Origin of the sequence: Kitasatospora sp. NPDC058063, from assembly GCF_042885395.1 — a bacterium.
Lineage (GTDB): Bacteria > Actinomycetota > Actinomycetes > Streptomycetales > Streptomycetaceae > Kitasatospora > Kitasatospora lactacystinica.
Map to the genome: position 1 here is coordinate 636,895 of NZ_JBHVSD010000002.1, position 19,009 is coordinate 655,903.

General features: G+C 71.7%; 17 protein-coding genes and 1 riboswitch. Of the genes, 9 read left to right on the plus strand and 8 right to left on the minus strand.

Annotated elements, in window-relative coordinates; all coding sequences use genetic code 11:
- Window positions 1-230 precede the first annotated feature (230 nt).
- A complete protein-coding gene (locus tag ACFVUY_RS06480) occupies window positions 231-1,295 on the plus strand; it encodes an aldose epimerase family protein (protein ID WP_387727755.1) in 1,065 nt (354 codons plus the stop codon).
- 34 nt (window positions 1,296-1,329) lie between these two features.
- Here ACFVUY_RS06480 and ACFVUY_RS06485 read toward each other — a convergent pair whose 3' ends face one another.
- A complete protein-coding gene (locus ACFVUY_RS06485) occupies window positions 1,330-1,836 on the minus strand; it encodes a GNAT family N-acetyltransferase (protein ID WP_387685292.1) in 507 nt (168 codons plus the stop codon).
- Between the two features lie 310 nt (window positions 1,837-2,146).
- On the opposite strand from ACFVUY_RS06485, the gene ACFVUY_RS06490 reads away from it, so the two are divergent.
- The 5 genes from ACFVUY_RS06490 to ACFVUY_RS06510 all read left to right on the plus strand — a co-directional run bounded on the left by ACFVUY_RS06490 (window position 2,147) and on the right by ACFVUY_RS06510 (window position 8,475).
- Window positions 2,147-3,424: an extracellular solute-binding protein gene (locus ACFVUY_RS06490; RefSeq protein ID WP_359911700.1), complete on the plus strand. Its 1,278-nt coding sequence runs from the start codon at window positions 2,147-2,149 to the stop codon at window positions 3,422-3,424.
- A 215-nt stretch (window positions 3,425-3,639) separates the two neighbouring features.
- Window positions 3,640-4,641 (plus strand): carbohydrate ABC transporter permease, encoded by a 1,002-nt coding sequence (locus tag ACFVUY_RS06495; protein ID WP_387685296.1) that lies wholly within the window; start codon window positions 3,640-3,642, stop codon window positions 4,639-4,641.
- Between the two features lie 40 nt (window positions 4,642-4,681).
- A complete protein-coding gene (locus tag ACFVUY_RS06500) occupies window positions 4,682-5,587 on the plus strand; it encodes a sugar ABC transporter permease (protein WP_387685299.1) in 906 nt (301 codons plus the stop codon).
- A gap of 145 nt (window positions 5,588-5,732) precedes the next feature.
- Window positions 5,733-7,430: a glycoside hydrolase family 13 protein gene (locus ACFVUY_RS06505; RefSeq protein WP_359911709.1), complete on the plus strand. Its 1,698-nt coding sequence runs from the start codon at window positions 5,733-5,735 to the stop codon at window positions 7,428-7,430.
- Between the two features lie 25 nt (window positions 7,431-7,455).
- Complete coding sequence (locus ACFVUY_RS06510; protein WP_359911712.1) at window positions 7,456-8,475, plus strand: LacI family DNA-binding transcriptional regulator; 1,020 nt, start codon at window positions 7,456-7,458, stop codon at window positions 8,473-8,475.
- Window positions 8,476-8,573: 98 nt separating this feature from the next.
- Here the strand turns inward: ACFVUY_RS06510 and ACFVUY_RS06515 are convergent, their stop codons facing one another.
- From ACFVUY_RS06515 to ACFVUY_RS06525, 3 genes are all read right to left on the minus strand, one after another.
- Window positions 8,574-8,774: a hypothetical protein gene (locus tag ACFVUY_RS06515; RefSeq protein WP_387727757.1), complete on the minus strand. Its 201-nt coding sequence runs from the start codon at window positions 8,772-8,774 to the stop codon at window positions 8,574-8,576.
- Window positions 8,775-9,050: 276 nt separating this feature from the next.
- The gene (locus ACFVUY_RS06520) at window positions 9,051-10,427 is read right to left on the minus strand and encodes a transglycosylase family protein (RefSeq protein WP_387727759.1); all 1,377 of its coding nucleotides are present in this window, start codon (window positions 10,425-10,427) and stop codon (window positions 9,051-9,053) included.
- Window positions 10,414-10,584: riboswitch (cyclic di-AMP (ydaO/yuaA leader) on the minus strand. Its footprint overlaps the gene before it by 14 nt.
- Window positions 10,585-11,035: 451 nt before the next feature.
- Entirely contained in the window at window positions 11,036-11,995 is a 960-nt protein-coding gene (locus ACFVUY_RS06525; protein WP_387727761.1) for a hypothetical protein, read from the minus strand.
- 560 nt (window positions 11,996-12,555) lie between these two features.
- Here ACFVUY_RS06525 and ACFVUY_RS06530 point away from each other — a divergent pair.
- Window positions 12,556-12,819: a DUF397 domain-containing protein gene (locus ACFVUY_RS06530; RefSeq protein WP_097235176.1), complete on the plus strand. Its 264-nt coding sequence runs from the start codon at window positions 12,556-12,558 to the stop codon at window positions 12,817-12,819.
- Between the two features lie 274 nt (window positions 12,820-13,093).
- Here the strand turns inward: ACFVUY_RS06530 and ACFVUY_RS06535 are convergent, their stop codons facing one another.
- Window positions 13,094-13,669, minus strand: a complete 576-nt coding sequence (locus ACFVUY_RS06535; RefSeq protein ID WP_387685308.1) for an ATP-binding protein — start codon at window positions 13,667-13,669, stop codon at window positions 13,094-13,096.
- Window positions 13,670-14,087: 418 nt separating this feature from the next.
- Between ACFVUY_RS06535 and ACFVUY_RS06540 the strand changes: the two genes are divergently transcribed.
- On the plus strand, window positions 14,088-14,954 hold the full coding sequence (locus ACFVUY_RS06540) for a helix-turn-helix domain-containing protein (protein ID WP_387685310.1): 867 nt from the start codon (window positions 14,088-14,090) through the stop codon (window positions 14,952-14,954).
- Between the two features lie 79 nt (window positions 14,955-15,033).
- Here the strand turns inward: ACFVUY_RS06540 and ACFVUY_RS06545 are convergent, their stop codons facing one another.
- Window positions 15,034-15,639 carry a TetR/AcrR family transcriptional regulator gene (locus ACFVUY_RS06545; RefSeq protein ID WP_387685312.1) on the minus strand — a complete coding sequence of 202 codons (606 nt, stop codon included), beginning with the start codon at window positions 15,637-15,639 and terminating at the stop codon, window positions 15,034-15,036.
- A 259-nt stretch (window positions 15,640-15,898) separates the two neighbouring features.
- Window positions 15,899-17,413 (minus strand): MFS transporter, encoded by a 1,515-nt coding sequence (locus tag ACFVUY_RS06550; protein ID WP_387727763.1) that lies wholly within the window; start codon window positions 17,411-17,413, stop codon window positions 15,899-15,901.
- Window positions 17,414-17,500: 87 nt separating this feature from the next.
- Between ACFVUY_RS06550 and ACFVUY_RS06555 the strand changes: the two genes are divergently transcribed.
- A complete protein-coding gene (locus ACFVUY_RS06555) occupies window positions 17,501-17,935 on the plus strand; it encodes a MarR family winged helix-turn-helix transcriptional regulator (protein WP_387727765.1) in 435 nt (144 codons plus the stop codon).
- A 38-nt stretch (window positions 17,936-17,973) separates the two neighbouring features.
- Here the strand turns inward: ACFVUY_RS06555 and ACFVUY_RS06560 are convergent, their stop codons facing one another.
- Window positions 17,974-18,921 carry a M56 family metallopeptidase gene (locus ACFVUY_RS06560; RefSeq protein ID WP_387727767.1) on the minus strand — a complete coding sequence of 316 codons (948 nt, stop codon included), beginning with the start codon at window positions 18,919-18,921 and terminating at the stop codon, window positions 17,974-17,976.
- Between the last annotated feature and the right edge of the window lie 88 nt (window positions 18,922-19,009).

The following is a 19,009-nucleotide window of genomic DNA, read 5'->3' on the forward strand; positions in this document are numbered from 1 at the left end:
GGCGCCCGGCGGTCGTGCCCGGAGCCCGGTGCGCGGGTGGGCGCCCGGCGGTCGTAGGGGGCGCCAGATGGTGGACGGCGGCGCGGGAGGCGGCGCGTGGGCTCGCGGAAGCGCCCCCTCGGCCGCCGCCGTCGCTAGGCTGACGGACACGGGGCTGCCGCGGCGACCCCTCGACGGACCCGGAACCGGGCGGCCGCGGTGCGACCCGGCCGCGAGTGAGGAGCAGGCCCATGGCGAGCGAGGCCACCAGCGTGCGGCAGGAACCCCTGGAGCCCTCGGGTGCGGGAGCCGCGATCGAGCGCTGGACGCTCACGGCTGGCCCGTACGAGGCGAGCGTGCTCACCCTCGGCGCGACCCTGCACACTCTGAGCGCACCGGACCGCTCCGGCCGCTCCGCCCAACTGCTGCTGGCCACCGACCGGTTGTCCGAGATCCTCGGCCCGGCCCGGCACTACGGCACGGTGGTGGGCCGGTACGCCAACCGGATCGACGGCTCGTCGGTCACCGTCGACGGCGAGGAGCACCAGCTCGCCCCCACCGGTGGCGGCATGACCCTCCACGGCGGGCCGGACGGCTTCGCGCACCGGATGTGGGAGGCCGAGCCGGTCGACGGCGGCGTGCGGCTGGCGCTGCACAGCCCGGACGGGGACCAGGGCTTCCCGGGCGCGCTGGACGTCACCGTCACCTACACCTTGGACGCCTCCGGCGAGCTGGTGATCGCCTACCGCGCCGTCACCAGCAAGCCGACCGTCGTCAACCTCACCAACCACGCGTACTTCAACCTCTCGGGTGAAGGCAGCGGCGACGTCCTCGGACACCTGCTCACCCTGGACGCCGACGCGTACACCCCCGCCGACGAGCGGCAGATCCCGTACGGTCGGACCGAGCCGGTGGCCGGCACGCCCTTCGACTTCACGGTGGCCACGCCGATCGGCAAGTCGGTGCACGACGAGCACCCCCAGCTGACCGGGCCCGGCGGCTACGACCACAACTGGGTGCTGCGCGCCCGGCCGGAGGACGGCAGCCCGGCGCGGGCCGCGCTGCTGGAGGACCCGGTCAGCGGCCGCACCCTGGAGGTGCTGACCACCGAGCCGGGCATCCAGGTCTACACGGCGAACAAGTTCCAGGGCGCGGTCACCGGCGCGCGCGGCGTCCCGTACGGGCCGTTCGCCGGGATCGCGCTGGAGACCCAGCACTTCCCGGACTCCCCGCACCACCCGGCGTTCCCCAGCACGGAGCTGCGGCCGGGGGAGGAGTTCCGCTCGACGACCGTGCTCCGGCTGGGGACCAACTAGCGGGCGGCGCTCCGGCCGGCGGCGCCCCGGCGTGCTATGGCTTCGCGAGGTCCCGGCGCATGCAGAGCCGGGGCCAGCGGTCCAGACCGTGTTCGGCCTCCTTGCGGCGGATCTCGCGCAGACCGGGGGTGAGTTCCTCCCCGGCCAGCGGGCGGAAACCGCAGCGGGCGTAGTAGGGGGCGTTCCAGGGGACCTCGGCGAAGGTGGTGAGGGTGAGCGCGGGGGCGTCGGTGGTCTCGGCGAGGTGCTCGATCAGTGCCCGGCCGATGCCGCGGCGGGCGTGGTCGGGGTGCACGGAGACCTGTTCGATGTGCAGCGCGCCGTCCACCGGCTCGGCGAGCAGGTAGCCGGCGACGGTCCCGTCGGGGGCCTCGGCGACCAGGGCGGTGCCCTGCTCCAGGTAGTGCGCCAGCTCCTCCGGTGCCGGGGGTTCGTCCTCGGCGATCTCCGGCATGCCGATCGCGGCGAACGGTGCGCCGGCGGCCCGCTCCAGTTCGGCGAGCAGTGGAAGTTCGTCCCTGGTGACGGCTCTGATTCGCATGCGTCCAGTCTGCTGCAGGCGGCTTTCGGCCACGCACGGTGGTGCCGTCGGCCAGTCGGCGGAGGGGCGAATCGGGCGAACTCGGGCAATCGGTGCGTCCGTCAACTACCGAGCGGCAACGTCCAGGACACGCGGGCGTAACGATCGCGGTTTCTTGCAGAAACTTGCTGCAAGGACTTTCCGTCGATCTTGCACCGCTGTTAACTTCCTTCCCGAGCCCGACGGCAGCAACGGTGCGGTCGGTACGAGGCAGCCATTATGCGCCTGTCTCCGAACATCTCGGGCACCCCCACCCTCCCAAGGAGTTCTCATGCGGCGTGGCATCGCGGCCTCTGCCCTCGTTGTGGCCCTCGCGGTCTCGATGGCTGCCTGTAGCAGCAGCGGCTCCAGCTCCGACGGCAAGGCCGACGGGCCGGTCACCCTCACGTACTGGGACACCTCGAACGCCACCAACGAGGCGCCGAACTACCAGGAGCTCGTCAAGAAGTTCGAGGCTGCGAACCCGAACGTCAAGGTCGACTTCGTCAACGTGCCGTTCGACCAGGCGCAGAACAAGCTCCAGACCGCGATGGGGGCCAAGGGTGCTCCGGACGTGTTCCGCTCCGAGGTCGGCTGGACCGCCGCCTTCGCCAAGGCCGGCTACCTGGAGCCGCTGGACGGCACCCCGGCCGCCGCGGACACCTCCGCCTTCCAGCCGAGCCTGATCCAGCAGGCCAAGTACGAGGGCAAGCTGTACGGCGTGCCGCTGGTGACCGACACCCTCGGCCTGCTCTACAACAAGGAGCTGTTCACCAAGGCCGGCATCACCGAGGCGCCGAAGACCTGGGACGAGCTGAAGACCGACGCCGCCGCCGTCAAGGAGAAGGCCGGCGTGGACGGCTTCTGGCTGAAGGCCGCCGACGGCTACTACGCGATGCCGTTCCTGTTCGGCGAGGGCACCGACACCGTCGACGCCGCGGGCAAGAAGATCACCGTCGCCTCGCCGGAGGCCGTCAAGGCCGTCGAGACCTACAAGTCGATGTTCACCGCGCCGGGCACCGTCAAGGCCGACGTCACCACCGACGCCTACGCGCACATGATGGACGCCTTCAACAGCGGTAAGGTCGCGGCGATCGTCCAGGGCCCCTGGGAGATCACCAACATCTACAAGGGTTCGGCCTTCGCGGACAAGAACAACCTCGGCATCGCCGCCGTCCCCGGTGGCTCCGGCGGCAAGGGCGGCGCTCCCACCGGCGGCCACAACATCTCGGTCTACGCGGGCGCCGACAAGGCCCACAAGGCCGCCGCGGAGAAGTTCGCCGCCTTCATGACCTCGGCCGAGAGCCAGGCGTTCATCGCGCAGAAGAACTCCACCCTGCCCACCCGCTCCGACGCCTTCACCGCGGACGTCAAGGCCGACCCGGGCATCGCCGGCTTCCAGGCCGTGCTGAGCAGCGCCAAGCCGCGCCCCGAGCTGCCCGAGTACAGCTCGCTGTTCGCCTCGCTGGGCACCAACCTGGGCAAGGCCGTCCAGGGCACCAGCACCCAGGACGCGCTGAACACCGTCTCCACCGACTACGCCAAGCTCCTGCCGGGCTTCGCCAAGTAGTCCCTGTGCCCGGCCCGCCGGTCGACGGATGACAGCGGGCGGGTGGCGGTGACCGTGCGACGGCGAACGAATGACGGATAACAGATTTCATCATCTGTCAGCTGTCATCCGTTCGCTGTCCGCGGCCCGTCGCCACCCGCCCCGCGGCACCCGTCGTCCACTGCGGACCGGGCCGTCGGCTCCCCCCGAGAATTCCCCCCGAGAAGGTGCAAACGATGTCAGTCGCCGTGCAGGGCGCCACCGGCAAGGGCAACCGGGAACGCGAGCAGCGTCCGGGCCTGCTGGAACGCGTCAAGCGCTCCTACGCCAAGCACTGGTACGCCTACGCGATGATCGCCCCGGTCGTACTGGTGCTCGGTGCGCTGGTGCTCTACCCGCTCGCCGAGGGCATCTGGCTCACCCTCACCGACGCCAACAGCCTCAACGTCGCCCGCAAGATCGGCGTCAACGAGATCCCGGCGAGCTACGAGTTCGTCGGCTTCCACAACTACGCCGACATCCTGTGGGGCCCCGGCTCGTACGACCGCTTCTGGTCGCACTTCGTCTGGACCATCGCCTGGACGGCCGTCTGCGTCTTCCTGCACTACACCCTCGGCCTCGGCCTGGCCCTGCTGCTCAACCAGAAGCTGCGCGGCCGCGCCGCCTACCGGATGCTGCTCATCCTGCCCTGGGCCGTACCGACCTTCGTCACCGTCTTCTCCTGGCGCCTGATGCTCGCCGACGGCGGCGTCGTCAACAACATCCTCTCCTTCCTGCACCTGCCCGAGCCGGGCTGGCTCACCGACCCGTGGGCGCAGAAGGCGGCCGCGATCATGGTGAACACCTGGGCCGGTGTGCCGTTCATGATGATCTCGCTGCTCGGCGGCCTCCAGTCGATCCCGGCCGAGCTGTACGAGGCCGCGGAGATGGACGGCGCCACCGCCTGGCAGCGCTTCCGGTACGTCACCCTGCCGGGGCTGCGTTCCGTCTCCTCCACGGTCGTGCTGCTCGGCGTGATCTGGACGTTCAACCAGTTCAACGTGATCTTCCTGCTGTTCGGCACCGGCGCCCCCGACGCCCAGCTGCTGGTCACCTGGGCGTACCGGCTCGGCTTCGGCCAGATCCCCCGGGACTACGCGCAGTCCGCCGCCTACGGCGTGATCCTGTTGTCCATCCTGATCGTCTTCACCGCCTTCTACCGGCGCTGGCTCGCCCGCAACGAGCAGGCCAACGGCTGAGGCCCCGGACCCAGTTGACCCACGAAGGCAGGTAACCCCGATGAGCACCACCACCGAACTCCCGGCCCGCCCGGCGGCCGCGGCCCCGGCCGCCCGGCCCGCCAAGGTCCGCCGCCGCGGCGAGCGCAGCCCGATGGCCCGGGCGCTGTCCCACGGCACCCTGATCCTGGCCGGCCTGATCGCGCTCTTCCCGGTCGCGTGGATCCTGTTCGTCTCGCTCGGCCCGGACAAGACCGACTACCTCCACCCCGGCCAGATCCTCGGCAAGCTGACGCTGTCGAACTACCAGCACGTGCTGTCCGACACCGACTTCTTCACCTGGTTCGGCAACGCCCTGCTGGTCTCCGGCGTCACCACCGTGTTCGGCGTGATGCTCGCCGCCACCACCGGCTACGCCGTCTCCCGGATGAAGTTCCCCGGACACAAGCCGCTGATGTGGTCGCTGCTGGTCACCCAGATGTTCCCGATCGCGGTGCTGATCGTGCCGATGTACACGATGCTCTCCGAACTCGGCCTGCTGGACAGCTACACCGGCCTGATCCTGGTCTACTCGACCACCACGGTGCCGTACTGCGCCTGGCTGCTGAAGGGCTACTTCGACACCATCCCGGTGGAGATCGACGAGGCCGGCCGGGTCGACGGGCTCAGCCCGTTCGGCACCTTCTGGCGGCTGGTGCTGCCGCTCGCCCGCCCGGGCCTGGCGGTGGCCGCCTTCTACTCCTTCCTCACCTACTGGGCCGAGGTGCCGTTCGCCTCCACGTTCATGCTCAGCTCCGACAAGTACACGTTGGCCGTGGGCCTCCAGACCTTCGTCAGCGAGCACGACGCCCAGTGGAACCTGATGGCCGCGACCGCCGTGCTGATCGCGATCCCGTCCGCGGCCTTCTTCTACCTGGTGCAGCGCCACCTGGTCACCGGCCTGACCGCCGGTGCCTCCAAGTCGTAACGGGCCGCCACGTCGTCACGCGCCACCACGTCGTCACAGGACCGCACGCCGTCGCAAGACCGCACGTCGTCACAGGACCGCACCTCGTCGCGCGCCTCCACGTCCCAGCGCCTTCCGCTCCTCTAGTCCCCAAGGGATACCGTCCATGACCCAGAACCTGGCCGACACCTCCCGGCCTGCCGCCGACACCGCTCACGAGGCGAACGTCAGCGCGTCCAGAGGCTGGTGGCGGGACGCGGTCATCTACCAGGTGTACCCGCGCAGCTTCGCCGACTCCAACGGCGACGGCATGGGTGACCTGCCCGGCATCCGCAGCCGCCTGCCCTACCTGCGCGACCTCGGCGTGGACGCGGTCTGGCTCTCGCCGTTCTACGCCTCGCCGCAGGCGGACGCCGGCTACGACGTGGCCGACTACCGCGCGGTGGACCCGATGTTCGGCACCCTGCTGGACGCCGACGCCCTGATCCGGGACGCCCACGACCTGGGACTGCGGATCATCGTCGACCTCGTCCCCAACCACTCCTCGGACCAGCACGAGTGGTTCCAGCGCGCCCTGCGCGAGGGCCCCGGCTCCCCGCTGCGCGAGCGCTACCACTTCCGCCCCGGCAAGGGCGAGCAGGGCGAACTGCCGCCCAACGACTGGGAGTCCATCTTCGGCGGCCCGGCCTGGACCCGCAGCGAGAACCCGGACGGCACCCCCGGCGACTGGTACCTGCACCTGTTCGCCCCGGAGCAGCCCGACTTCAACTGGGAGAACCCGGCCGTCGCCGACGAGTTCCGCTCGATCCTGCGCTTCTGGCTCGACATGGGCGTGGACGGCTTCCGCATCGACGTCGCCCACGGCCTGGTCAAGGCCCCCGGCCTGCCCGACCTCGGCGGCGCCGACCAGCTCAAGCTGCTCGGCAACGACGTCATGCCGTTCTTCGACCAGGACGGCGTGCACGAGATCTACCGCAGCTGGCGCAAGATCCTCGACGAGTACCCGGGGCAGCGGATCGGCGTCGCCGAGGCGTGGACCCCGACCGTCCAGCGCACCGCCAACTACGTCCGCCCCGACGAGCTGCACCAGGCCTTCAACTTCCAGTACCTGGGCACCGGTTGGGACGCCACCGCGCTGCGCGAGGTGATCGACCTCTCGCTCGACTCGATGCGCCCGGTCGACGCCCCCACCACCTGGGTGCTCTCCAACCACGACGTCACCCGGCACGCCACCCGGTTCGCCAACGAGCCCGGCCTCGGTACCCAGATCCGCACCCCCGGCGACCGCGAGCTCGGCCTGCGCCGCGCCCGCGCCGCCACCCTGCTGATGCTCGCGCTGCCCGGCTCGGCCTACGTCTACCAGGGCGAGGAGCTCGGCCTGCCGGACGTCACCGACCTGCCCGACGAGGTCCGCCAGGACCCGTCCTTCTTCCGCCAGGCCGGCCAGGACGGCTACCGCGACGGCTGCCGCGTCCCGATCCCGTGGTCCGGCACCGAGGCCCCGTACGGCTTCGGGCCGGTGGCCGGCGGGCCGTCCTGGCTGCCCCAGCCGGCCGAGTGGGCCGGGCTGAGCGTCGAGGCGCAGACCGGCGACCCGACCTCCACCCTGGAGCTCTACCGCAGCGCGCTGGCCGTCCGCCGGGCGCAGCCCGACCTCGGCGCCGGCACCGGGGTCGAGTGGCTGGAGAGCCCCGAGGGCACCCTGGCGTTCCGTCGCGGCGCCTTCGTCTGCACCGTGAACACCACCGGCGAACCGGTGCGGATCGCCGCCCCGGGCACGCTGCTGCTGGGCTCGGCCGACCTCGTGGTGGACGGCGGCGAGACGGTGCTCGCTCCGGACAGCACCGGCTGGTGGGCGGTCTGACGTGGTTGGAATAGGCTCTGGGACCGTGACTACGGCGCGACTCTCAGACATCGCGGCGCAGGCGGGGGTCAGCGAAGCCACCGTCTCCCGCGTGCTCAACGGCAAGGCGAACGTTTCCGCCGCCACCCGGCAGACCGTGCTGGCGGCGCTCGACGTGCTCGGGTACGAGCGGCCGACCCGTCTCCGCCAGCGCAGCGCCGGGCTGATCGGTCTGATCACGCCCGAGCTGAGCAACCCGATCTTCCCCGCGCTGGCCCAGGTGATCGAGCAGGTGCTCAGCCGGCACGGCTACACGCCGGTGCTGTGCACCCAGACCCCGGGCGGGTCCACCGAGGACGAACTGGTGGAGATGCTGGTGGACCGGGGCGTGGCGGGCATCGTCTTCGTCTCCGGGCTGCACGCCGACACCACCGCCGACCACGACCGCTACGCCCGGCTGGCCGGGCGCGGGGTGCCGTTCGTGCTGATCAACGGCTACAGCGAGAAGATCGACGCGCCGTTCATCTCGCCGGACGACCGGGCCGCGATGTGGATGGCCGTCCAGCACCTGGCCGAACTCGGGCACGAGCGGATCGGGCTGGCCGTCGGTCAGCGCCGGTACGTGCCGGTGCTGCGCAAGATCGAGGGCTTCACGGCCGCGCTGCGCGAGGTGCTCGGACTCTCCCGGGAGGAGGCCGACGACCTCGTCCACCACACGCTGTTCAGCGTGGAGGGCGGGCACGCGGCGGCCGGCGCGCTGCTCGACAAGGGCTGCACGGCGATCGTCTGCGGGAGCGACATGATGGCGCTCGGGGCGATCCGGGCGGTGCGGCAGCGCGGGCTGTCGGTGCCGCAGGACGTGTCGGTGGTCGGCTTCGACGACTCGCCGCTGATCGCCTTCACCGAGCCGCCGTTGACCACGATCCGCCAGCCGGTCGAGGCGATGGCCACGGCGGCGGTGGACGCGCTGCTGGAGGAGGTCGGCGGAAACGCGGCCCAGCGCGGCGAGTTCATGTTCCAGCCGGAGCTGGTGATGCGCGGGTCCACCGGGGCCTGCGCGCGCTGAACCCCGGCCGTCACGGCCGACGGAAGGGCCCCGGAGGGCGGTTGCTCTCCGGGGCCCTTCGGCGTGCGTGCGGTCGGCCGCCCCGGGCCGTCGGGCGGTCAGCCCTCCTGGGTGGTGGGGCGGTCGACGGTCGGTCGGTGCCCGTCGGCCGCCTCGCCGGTACGGGTCTCGGTACGGCGGCCGCGGGCCAGGTAGTCGCGCAGGACCAGTTCGACGGCGTCCTGCGGGTTCTTGGTGCCGGAGAGCAACATCGCGTCGATCGCGAGGTTCGCGTCGAGGGTGACGGTGACCTGGGCCATGTGACTCCTCCTCGGGTGCAGAGCAGCAGCATGCCCGTTGGGGCGGGGAATCACCATGGGGATTCGCCATGGGGATTCAGCACGGGGCTTCGCCGCAGGGATTCGCCACGAGGTACGGCCGGAGGCATGCCGGAACCCCCGGGGAGGAGCGACCAGACTCTCCCCGGGGGCGTGGGCGGTCAGCGTTCGGACGACAGCTGACAGATGATGAAATCTGTTATCTGTTATCCGTCAGCTGTTATCCGTCGTCCGTCATCCGTCGGCTGTTCGCCGTTCTCAGACCCGGCCGGCGAAGTCCGGGGCCCAGTTGGCGATGCTCTGCTCGCGGACGCCCGAACTCGGGTTGGCGGCCTCGACGTACTTGCCGTTGCCGACGTAGATCGCGACGTGGTAGACGCCGGAGTCCTTGCCGTTGTTGGACCAGAACAGCAGGTCGCCCGGCTGGAGGCTGTCCAGCGAGACGTGGGTGCTGGCGGCGGCCTGGTCGGCGGCGATGCGCGGGACGGAGACGCCCGCGGCGCGCAGCGCGGCCTGGGTCAGGCCGGAGCAGTCCCAGCCACCGTTGCCGGTGCCGCCGTAGACGTACGCCTGACCGACCTTCGACTCGGCGAAGGAGACCGCGGCGGCCATGCTGCCGGTGGCGGCCGGAGTCTGGGTCTGGGCCGGAGCCTGGGTCTGCGGAGCGGGCTTGGCGGCCGGCTTGGTGGACGGCTTGGCGGCCGGGGTCTGGGCCTGCGTGGTCGGCTGGGCGTTCACGGCACCGCCGTTCGCGGACTGGCCGGACTTCTGCGAGCGGTCGAACCAGGTGAAGTCCGAGCCGGACTTGCCGGTGGCGGACTGGCCGGCCTGGGCCTGGCCGTTGCCGCCGAAGGACAGCTGCTGGCCCGGGTAGATGCTGTCCGGACCCTCGGTCAGGGTGCCGCGGTTGAGCTCGTACAGCCGCTGCCAGCCGCCCTGCACCTTGTGCTGGTCGGCGATCGCGGACAGCCAGTCGCCCTCGACCACGGTGTAGTCGCCGTTCTGGGCCTGCTGCTGGCGCTTCTGGACCCAGTCGCTCCGGTTTCCGGAGGCGGCGGAGTCGGTGCCGGCCTGCGTGCCGTCCTGGGCGGGCGCGGCGGGCTTGGCGGCCGGGGCCTGGGTCTGCGGAGCGGGCTTGGCGGCCGGGGCGGCCGGCTTGGCGCTCTGGGCGGGCTGCGCGGGCTTGGCGGCGGTCGAGCCGGCGGTGGAGCCCGCCGAGGTGTCGACGGCGGCCGCGGCGCCGCCCTTGGTGAGGCCGGCCTGGACCGAGCACACGGGCCAGGCGCCGGGGCCCTGCGAGGCGAGGACCTTCTCGGCGACGGCGATCTGCTGGTCCTTGGTGGCCAGGTCGGCGCGCGCCGCGAAGGCGCTGCCGCCGAAGGCGGACCAGGTGCTGGAGGTGAACTGGAGGCCGCCGTAGAAGCCGTTGCCCGTGTTGATGCTCCAGTTGCCGCCGCTCTCGCACTGGGCGACCTTGTCCCAGGTGGCGACGGTGGCGGCGGAGGCGGTGCCGGAGGCGATGCAGGGGACGGTGAGGCCGACGCCCGCGACGCCCAGGGCGGCGATCACGCGACGGGTGCGGCTGGACAGACGAGTGCCGTTGGTGGGCAGCATGAAGACGCGGTCCTCTCCCACGCCTGCGAGGTGAGCTGTCGGATTCGGGCTGGAGTTGCCCGGCCGCGCTGTGGGCGCGGCTTCACCCCTAGCCCTGGACCGTTCCGGAGATCGGTCCGGGGCGACTTACCTGTGGGTCCCCCGCTCCTGCCGTGGTGCGATTTCGCGCTGCCAGGACATCCGACGGCAGGACTCGGCGTCGCGGATGAACCGGGTTCGTGTGGTCACGAACGGGGAGCACGTTAATCAGACTTAAGTTCAAACTGCAAACGGCTGTGATGCGCATCACGGTTTAGTGGGAACTGCCAAAATTGCCGCTCTTCATGATCGTAAATGATCGTTTTCAGGCAACCCTGTTGCGGAAGCCCACAACTGGCAGCGCTTCAGAAGTGGTGTGACGGTGCGTCGAATCGCGGGCCGGAGCGCCCCGGCGGATGCTGTGGCGGCAGTGATGCGAGCGCCCGCGACCGCGTTTCCTATTTCCTTTCAAATAGGCCAGAACGGACATTCCACTTCATTGCCGTCCGACTTCCGCGGGACGGCCGTGGGCGGGCGGAGCAAAACCGAAGGGCCCGGAACGCATGCCGTTCCGGGCCCTTCGGTGCGCGCGAACCGGCGCGCGGCGTCGACTACCGCCCTGCGGGCTCCTGGGAGGCCGCGTGAGCGCCGCGGACGCCCTCCAGGGCCCCCTCGGCCTCGGCGGCGGCCGCGGCCGCCGCCTCGGCCCGTGCCAGGTCCTCCGGGGACGGCGCGGGCAGCGCCGCCAGGTAGGTGGAGGCGATCAGCTGGCCGACCGACGGGTACGAGCCCAGCGGCGCGGCCGACGGGCAGCCGGTCTCCTCGGCGGCGGTGGCGAGCAGTTCGGAGTCCGCCTCCGGGCCGATCACCAGCGGGGCCAGCGCCGGGCGCTGCGAGCCGGTGTCCCTGAGGTGGTTGACGGCCGCGGCCACCGAGCCGGGCACGTCGAGCGCGGCGGCGACGACCGGCACGGCCAGTCGGGCGGCCAGCAGCACGCCGGTGATACCGGCCGCCGCGGCCGCGTCCTCGCCGCCGACGGTGGTCAGCACCACGCCGTCCGCGGCGGTCGCGATGGCGAACAGCCGGGCGCGGTCGGCCCGGGCCAGCCCGGCCTCGGACAGCCGGACGTGCACGGCCTCGGCCAGCAGCGGGTGCGGGCCCAGCGGGTCGGTGACGGGCGCGCCGTACTCGGCGGCGAGCGCGTGAAGCTCGGTCAGGAAGGTGTGCGGGCCGGGCACCAGCGGCACCAGGACGGGCGTGGGCAGCCCGGCCTCGGCCGCCATGGCCAGCAGCTCGGCCACGGTGCGGTCCTCGCCGCCCGCGCCCTCGCCGCCGTTGCCGGGCAGGTAGCCGACCGCGGTCCGGACGCCGTTCTGCTCGGTGCGGACGATCGAGAGCAACTCCTCGACGACCGAGCGGGACTCGGGCCCGGCGGTCGCGGGCACGGCGAGCACCAGGGCCGGGGCGCCGGCCGGGATCTCGGGGCGCTCGGGACGACGGTGGCGCCCCCGCGCACGGGAGCCTGGAGTACGGACGGGCAGTGGCGCGCCCGGGATGGCTGCGGTGCTCATGCCGGAGATCGTAGGACATCTGCCCGTCCGGCTTGCAGTCGGCTGCCGCGTGGGTTTCACGCGGCAGCGGTCCGGAGCCCGGTGCGTCTCCGGCGCCGGTCCGGGCGCTTTGCCTACAATCCGGACATTCCGCTCCCAATCCCCGCGCGACCGCCGGTGGTTGCCTCGACGTGACCCGAGGGGGCCGACGTTGCACCTGGGGCGCGTGAGATGTCTCACAGCATGAGGATGGTTTGACGGAGGGTCACGGGGGTGCGACTCCCGGCATTCGAAGATCAACATTCAGCGGGGAGGCGCTCACGGCCGGTTATCGCGCGCCCGACGATTCATCGGCTATGTCCGTTTACGTACCGTCAGGAGAAGGGTCCGTGAAGAGTTCGCGGCTGCGGGCAAAAGGCCACGTGCACCTGCAACGTCCCGTGCTGATGCACGTGCACTGCAGCTATCATCGCGTCAAGTGAGGCGTTGTGCCGGACCGGTACGGGGCCGGTCCGTTCGTTTCGACGGTGCCGGGGGCGCCGCGCTGGACGACAACTCCGGAAGCTCTTCGGGAGATTTCTATGCACGACTCGCAGGACACGCACGGCTCGTACGACACCTACAACGGGATGGCCGCCGCCGATCTCCAGGGGGTGGTCTGGCAGAAGAGCCGGCACAGCAACTCCCAGGGCAACTGCGTCGAGTTCGCGGCCCTGCCCGGCGGCGATGTGGCGATGCGCAACTCGCGGTTCCCGGACGGCCCGGCCCTCATCTACACCCGGGCCGAGATCGCCGCCCTGCTGCTGGGGGCCAAGGACGGGGAGTTCGACCACCTGGCGGTCTGACCGACCGCCGTGCTCCATCATCGGGGGGCCGTCGTGGGTGCCGACACCACGACGGCCTTTGTCTTTGTCTCCTCCGGGGACCTCCTCGCCGGCGGTCTCCGCCCCGGAGGCGTCCGCACCGGACCGGAAGTCCTCGGCGGTGCCGGGTGGAAGGGCCCGGGGTGTGGTCCTCCCGGGACTTCCGTCGACCGGCCGTGCGCCGCCCGGCGCAGGGTCCGCCCTGGGCGCGCGGCCCGCTCGGGTCGGGGGGCCCGTTCGGGGCGCACGGCCCGTCCTAGGCCGAGCGCCGATGCCGTCCGCCGATCTCGACGGGGCCGTCGAGCGGTGAGCGGCCGCCGAGTCCGGGGTGCCCGTCCAGCGGGGAGCCGACGATCGTCTCCGCCTCGAACATCGCCCAGACCACCTTGCCGCTGCCCAGCGGGTGCCAGCCCCAGGAGCGACTGAACGACTCCACCAGGTGCAGCCCGCGGCCGGATTCGGCGACGAAGTCGGCCTCCCGTGCGATCGGGCCGATGCTGCTCGGATCGCTCACCGCGCAGACCACCTGGGGTGCGCGGTGCACCAGGCTTATTCGGATCGGGAGCCGGCCCTCCGGGGTCGGCTGTATGGGAAAGTCGTACTCGCCCTGGGTGCCGCCCGACGGGTCGGGCCGTGCGCCGATCGCATGCCGGAGCGCGTTGGTCACGAGTTCCGAGGCCACCAGCGCGACGTCGTCGAACAGCTCCGTCAGGCCCCAGTGCTGGAGCGTGCTCCGAGCGAAGTCGCGCGCGGTTCTGACGGCTTCGAAGCGAGGAGCGAGCGTACAGGTGACCACAAGGGGGTCAACCGCCAAAGCCGTACCGGTGCTCATGAAGAGCTCCTCCCATAAGGGGGCGGACACGGCTGGACCCGCCGGGGTCATGCCGGTCACCTCCGACTCGCTCGGCCGCTCGGCCGCCCCCTCGACCAGGCGCACGCGCACTCGAACGCCCGATGACGCGGGGGACGTCGTCGGGTCGGTGCACGGAGTCGCGCGTGGGGTCGACACGGAGCCCGCGGGATTGCCAGGGATGTGCAGGTGCACGTGCACCATGGTGGTGTGCGCTCACTGCAGATGCAAGAGTCGATTCACGTGCAGTCGCACTATTGGCATATGCAAGCGCCGGATGCACGTGCATCCTGGTGTGTGGAGTGCGGAACTGATAGGAACATCCGTCAGTATCGGCACCGTGAGCGCTCAACTGATGGCAGACTGTGCGCTGTTTGCCCTAGGTGGAGGTTTCGACCGCATGACCACAGTTCAGCCGGGCGGCGGCTCGATGGTCCGCCGGATCCTCCTCGGCTCGCAGCTGCGCCGCCTGCGTGAGGCGCGCGGCATCACCCGCGAGGACGCGGGCTACGCGATCCGGGCCTCCGAGTCCAAGATCAGCCGCATGGAACTCGGCCGCGTCAGCTTCAAGGAGCGCGACGTCGCCGACCTGCTCAGTCTGTACGGCGTGGACGACGGCATCGAGCGGGAAGCCCTGCTCGGCCTCGTCCGCGAGGCCAACAAGTCCGGCTGGTGGCACAGCTTCAACGACGTGCTGCCGGGCTGGTTCCAGACCTACGTCGGCCTGGAGGAGGCCGCCCAGCTGATCCGCACCTACGAGGTGCAGTTCATCCCCGGGCTGCTCCAGTCCGAGGAGTACGCACGGGCGGTTTTCGGACAGAGTCGGCCGGTCATCAGCGAGGAGGAGGTCGAGCGGCGGGTCAGCCTGCGGCTGCGCCGCCAGAAGCTGCTGGCCGAGGGCGCCAGTCCGCGCCTGTGGGCCGTCATCGACGAGGCGGCGCTGCGCCGGCCGGTCGGCGGGCCCAAGGTGATGCGCGGTCAGGTGCAGTACCTGATCGACGTCGCCGAGCAGGCCAATGTGGTGATCCAGGTCATGCCGTTCCGGTTCGGCGCGCACGCGGGCGAGTCCGGGGCGTTCACGATCCTGCGCTTCCCGGAGCAGGACCTCGCGGACGTGGTCTACCTGGAGCAGCTCACCAGCGCGCTCTACCTGGACAAGCGCGACGACGTCGACGCCTACATCCAGGTCATGGAGCGGCTCTGCGTGGACAGCCTCACGCCGGAACGCACGGTGGACCTGCTCGCCTCGATCCTGAAGGAACGCTGAGCCGCTGCCGTCCGGGGCCTGTGAGCTCCCTCCCTCGCGAGGCCCCCCGGCAGCCGGTCACCAGGCCGCCCACCCGCCGTCAGCCGCGGGCCGGCGGCCGTTCGCGTTCCGGCGGGGACTGCTGCGGCGGGCGGCCCAGTTCCCAGGCCAGGCCGTAGCGGCCGAAGAGGTCTGCGCGGATCAGCGCCAGCGGGCTCTCGGCGCCCGGCAGCAGCACCCCGATGCAGCCGCCCATCAGCGCGCTGCGCAGTACCGCGTGCTCGGCGACCGGGTCGGGCGCGCCCCAGTCCCGCAGCAGTCCCTGGAGGATGGCGCCGAGCTGCTGCTGCTCCGGGTCCTGGACGAAGGCGCCGTTGTCCGGGTCGAGGATCAGCGCCAGGTGCGAGCGCATCACCCGGGGGTGGTCCATCGCCAGGCCGAGCACGGTGTCGATCGCCCCGGCCAGCCGCGCGTCGGGGGAGGACCCGGGGGCCAGTTCCGCCAGCGTGGCGGCCAGTGACTGGTGCATCATCCGGTGCGTCGCGGACTGCATGAGCAGCCGTTTGCCGTCGAAGTAGTACGAGAGCAGTCCGCGGGCGAGACCGGCCCGCTCGGCGATGTCCGTGAGCGTGGTGCCCGCGTAACCGCACTGGTCGACCAGCTCGACGGTGGCCCGCATGATCCGCCGGCGGGAGCGTTGCCGCATCTCCTCATTGACCGAATCCCCGCGAGGTGCCATCGTGTCTGCTCCGAACGTTCGTTGGCTCCGGGCCAATATACTTGTGGAGCCGACAGCCGCACCGGGGGTACCGTGCCCCGGCGGGCACTGCCCGGGCGGCCGCCACGAAGACGGCCGGCTCCACCGACACGGGGGTTTGGTGGAGCCGGCGCCATGGCCCGACGGCGCGTAGGCCGGTCACGGGGGGTCCGGTTACGGGCGGGGTCCGGTCACGGGGGTCCGGGGGTCAGCGCCCGGCCAGGACGTCGGCCCGGGCCGCGGTCGACCCGACCGGCGGCTCGTCACGATCCGGCACGGGTGCGGGAACCGCCTTGCGACGCCGGTCCACCAGGGCGCCCGCCGTCGCGACCACCAGGCCGACCACCGCGACCACCGTGACGAACAGCAGCGCCGGCCGGTAGCCGTCCAGCTGGGCCTGCGGGCTGTCGCCGCCCGCGCTGCCGGCCGTGATCATCGCGGTCGCCCCGGCGAGGACCACCGCGGTGCCGACCTGGATCGCGGTGTTCACCAGTCCCGAGGCCAGGCCCTGCTCCTCGTCGCTCACGCCGTCGGTGGCGGCGATGTTCACCGAGGGGAAGGCGAACGCGAAGCCCACACCGAGCAGCAGCATCGAGGGCAGCACCAGGCCCGGGTACGAGCTGTGCTCGTCCAGCCGCAGGAACAGGGCGAAAGCGGCGACCAGTGAGGCCAGGCCGATCGGCAGCAGTCGCCCGGTGCCGAAGCGGTCCACGATCGGGCCCATGAACGGCGCCGAGAGCGCGATGAGGGCCGCGGCGGGCAGCAGTCCGAGCGCCATCTCCAGGGCCGACCAGCCGAGCAGGTGCTGGAGGTAGAGGGTGACCACGAACTGGAACCCGCCGTACGCGCCGGTCATCGCGAAGGCGACCACGTTCGCGCGGGCGACCGAGCCGTTGCGGAAGATGCCGAGCCGTACCAGCGGGTGCGCGGTGCGGCTCTCCACCCGCAGGAAAGCGGCGGCCAGCACGGCGACGACCAGCAGCGAGCCGAGGGTGCGCGGGCTCAGCCAGCCGGCACCCTGGGCCTCGGTCACGGTGAAGACCAGCAGCATGACGGTCGCCGTGCCGGTGATCGCGCCGAGGACGTCGTAGCCGCCCTGGGTGCGCTCCTCGACCGGGCGGGGAAGCAGCCGGACGGCGAAGAGCAGCGCGAGCAGCGCGACCGGGACGGGCATCAGGAAGGTCCAGCGCCAGCCGACCGAGGTGAGCAGGCCGCTGAGCACCAGGCCGAGCGAGAAGCCGCTGGCGCCGCAGGTGGTGTAGATCGACAGCGCGCGGTTGCGGGCGGGGCCCTCCGCGAAGGTCGTGGTGATGATCGACAGGCCGGCCGGGGCGGTGAAGGCGGCGCTGACGCCCTTGAGGAAGCGGGCCGCGATCAGCAGGCCGCCGTCGTCGACCAGGCCGCCGACCAGCGATGCGGCGGCGAAGACGCCCAGGGCGACCAGGAACACCCGGCGGCGGCCGAGCAGGTCGGCGGCGCGCCCGCCGAGCAGCAGCAGGCCGCCGTAGCCGAGTACGTAGCCGGAGACCACCCACTGCAGGGTGGAGGTGGACAGGTGCAGGTCGGAGCCGATGGACGGAAGGGCGACGCCCACCATGGAGACGTCCAGGGCGTCCAGGAACATGGCGGCGCAGAGCACGATCAGGGTGCCCCAGAGGCGGGGGGTCCAGTGCGGCCCGCTGGTTGACGGGGCGTCGGGTGACGTGACGGTCGCGGTGGTCATGGGGAGGACAGTACATGCACATGCATTCAATGCAAATGAATTAAATGTGAACGCATTAATTGTCGATGCACGTGCTAGGGTGGCGGCGTGGCTGAACTCGACTCCCCGGCGGAGGCCGGTCTCGTCGCGCAGTGGCGCGAACTGCTGGCCCGGCATGCCGCCGCGGCCTGCGCCCTCGACCGCGAGCTGGGCGACCGGTACGGGCTGGGCATGAGCGAGTTCGAGGTGCTGGAGCGTCTCGTCGAGAACTGCGGGGGCGGTGGGGGCCAGTCGGTGCGGGTGAGCGAGCTGGCCCACACCGTCCATCTGAGCCAGAGCGCGCTCTCGCGGCTGATCGCCCGCCTGGAGAAGGCCGGACTGGTCACCCGGGCGATGTGCGAGAGCGACCGCCGGGGCGTCCAGCTCACCCTCACCGAGGCCGGCCGGGAGCGCTACGAGCAGGCCAGGCCGCTCCACCGCCGGGTACTGGAGCAGGCCCTCGGTGACGGTCCCGGCCCGGTCGGCGGATCAGCCTCCGACTGACGCCCCGTCAGAGGCGCCGCGCCGGTGCGGTGTCGACCTCACAGCAGGGAGTGCAGCCCCGGTGCCGCGGCCAGCAGTACGACCACGGCGGGCGCGGCGAGCGCCGCGACGGTGAGCCGCAGCCGGTGCGGGACGGAGAGCCGCGGACGGCCCGCGAGCAGTCGGTCCACCCGCTTCGGGGACTGTGCCAGGCCGGGCGGGCAGGAGCCGAACACCCCGCGGTCCAGGTTGAGTTCGGCCAGCGCGAGGGCGGTGGTGTGCCGGCCGTGCCGACGGGCGGCCCGGTCGTCGGCGGCCAGTTCGACCAGCTCCGCCACCTGGTCCCGGAAGGCGCTGAACACGCCGACCCCCGGGAAACCCGAGGCGAGCGCCTGGGCGAACTGCTGGAGCCAGTGGTGCCGGGCCCGGACGTGACCGCGCTCATGGCTCAGCACGGCGGCCAGCTCCCGGTCGGTCAGCTGCTGGAGGGCGCCGGTGGTGACCACCAGCCGGGAGTCCGGGCCGGGTAGCGACCAGGCCTCCGGACGGACGTTCTCCAGGACCACCAGCCGTTCCCGGCGGCTCCGGGCGGTCTCGATGGTGTCGGGCAACTCCGGTGCCCGGTTCGTCAGTTGGGCGTGCCGTCGACTGCGCAGCGCCTTCGCCGTACGAACCTCCCGGGTCAGCGCCAGCACCGTCTGCACCCCGCCCGCGGCCAGCACCGCGGCGCACAGCCGACCCCAGCCCTCGGCCTCCTGGAGGCCGTACGCCGCCTCCACACCGTGCGGTGCGCCCGCGAACAGCAGCGAGCGCAGCTCCGGCAGGGCGGCGGAGGCCGCCAGGAGGAGGCCCAGCGCGCAGCAGAGCAGAACGGCCACCACCAGGCACTGCCACACCAGCAGCGCCAGCACCGGTTCGCGCTCCGCCCAGCGGGCCCGGGCCAGCAGCCGGGGCACGAGGGTCGAGAGCAGCAGGCCGAGCAGCAGCAGGCCGATCAGGGCAGGCATCGATGGGCTCCCCGAGTACGCACGGAACGCGACAACGCGCTCCCTGCCAACCTATGCGCTGGCGACGTCCGGTGGAACGGCTTTCGAC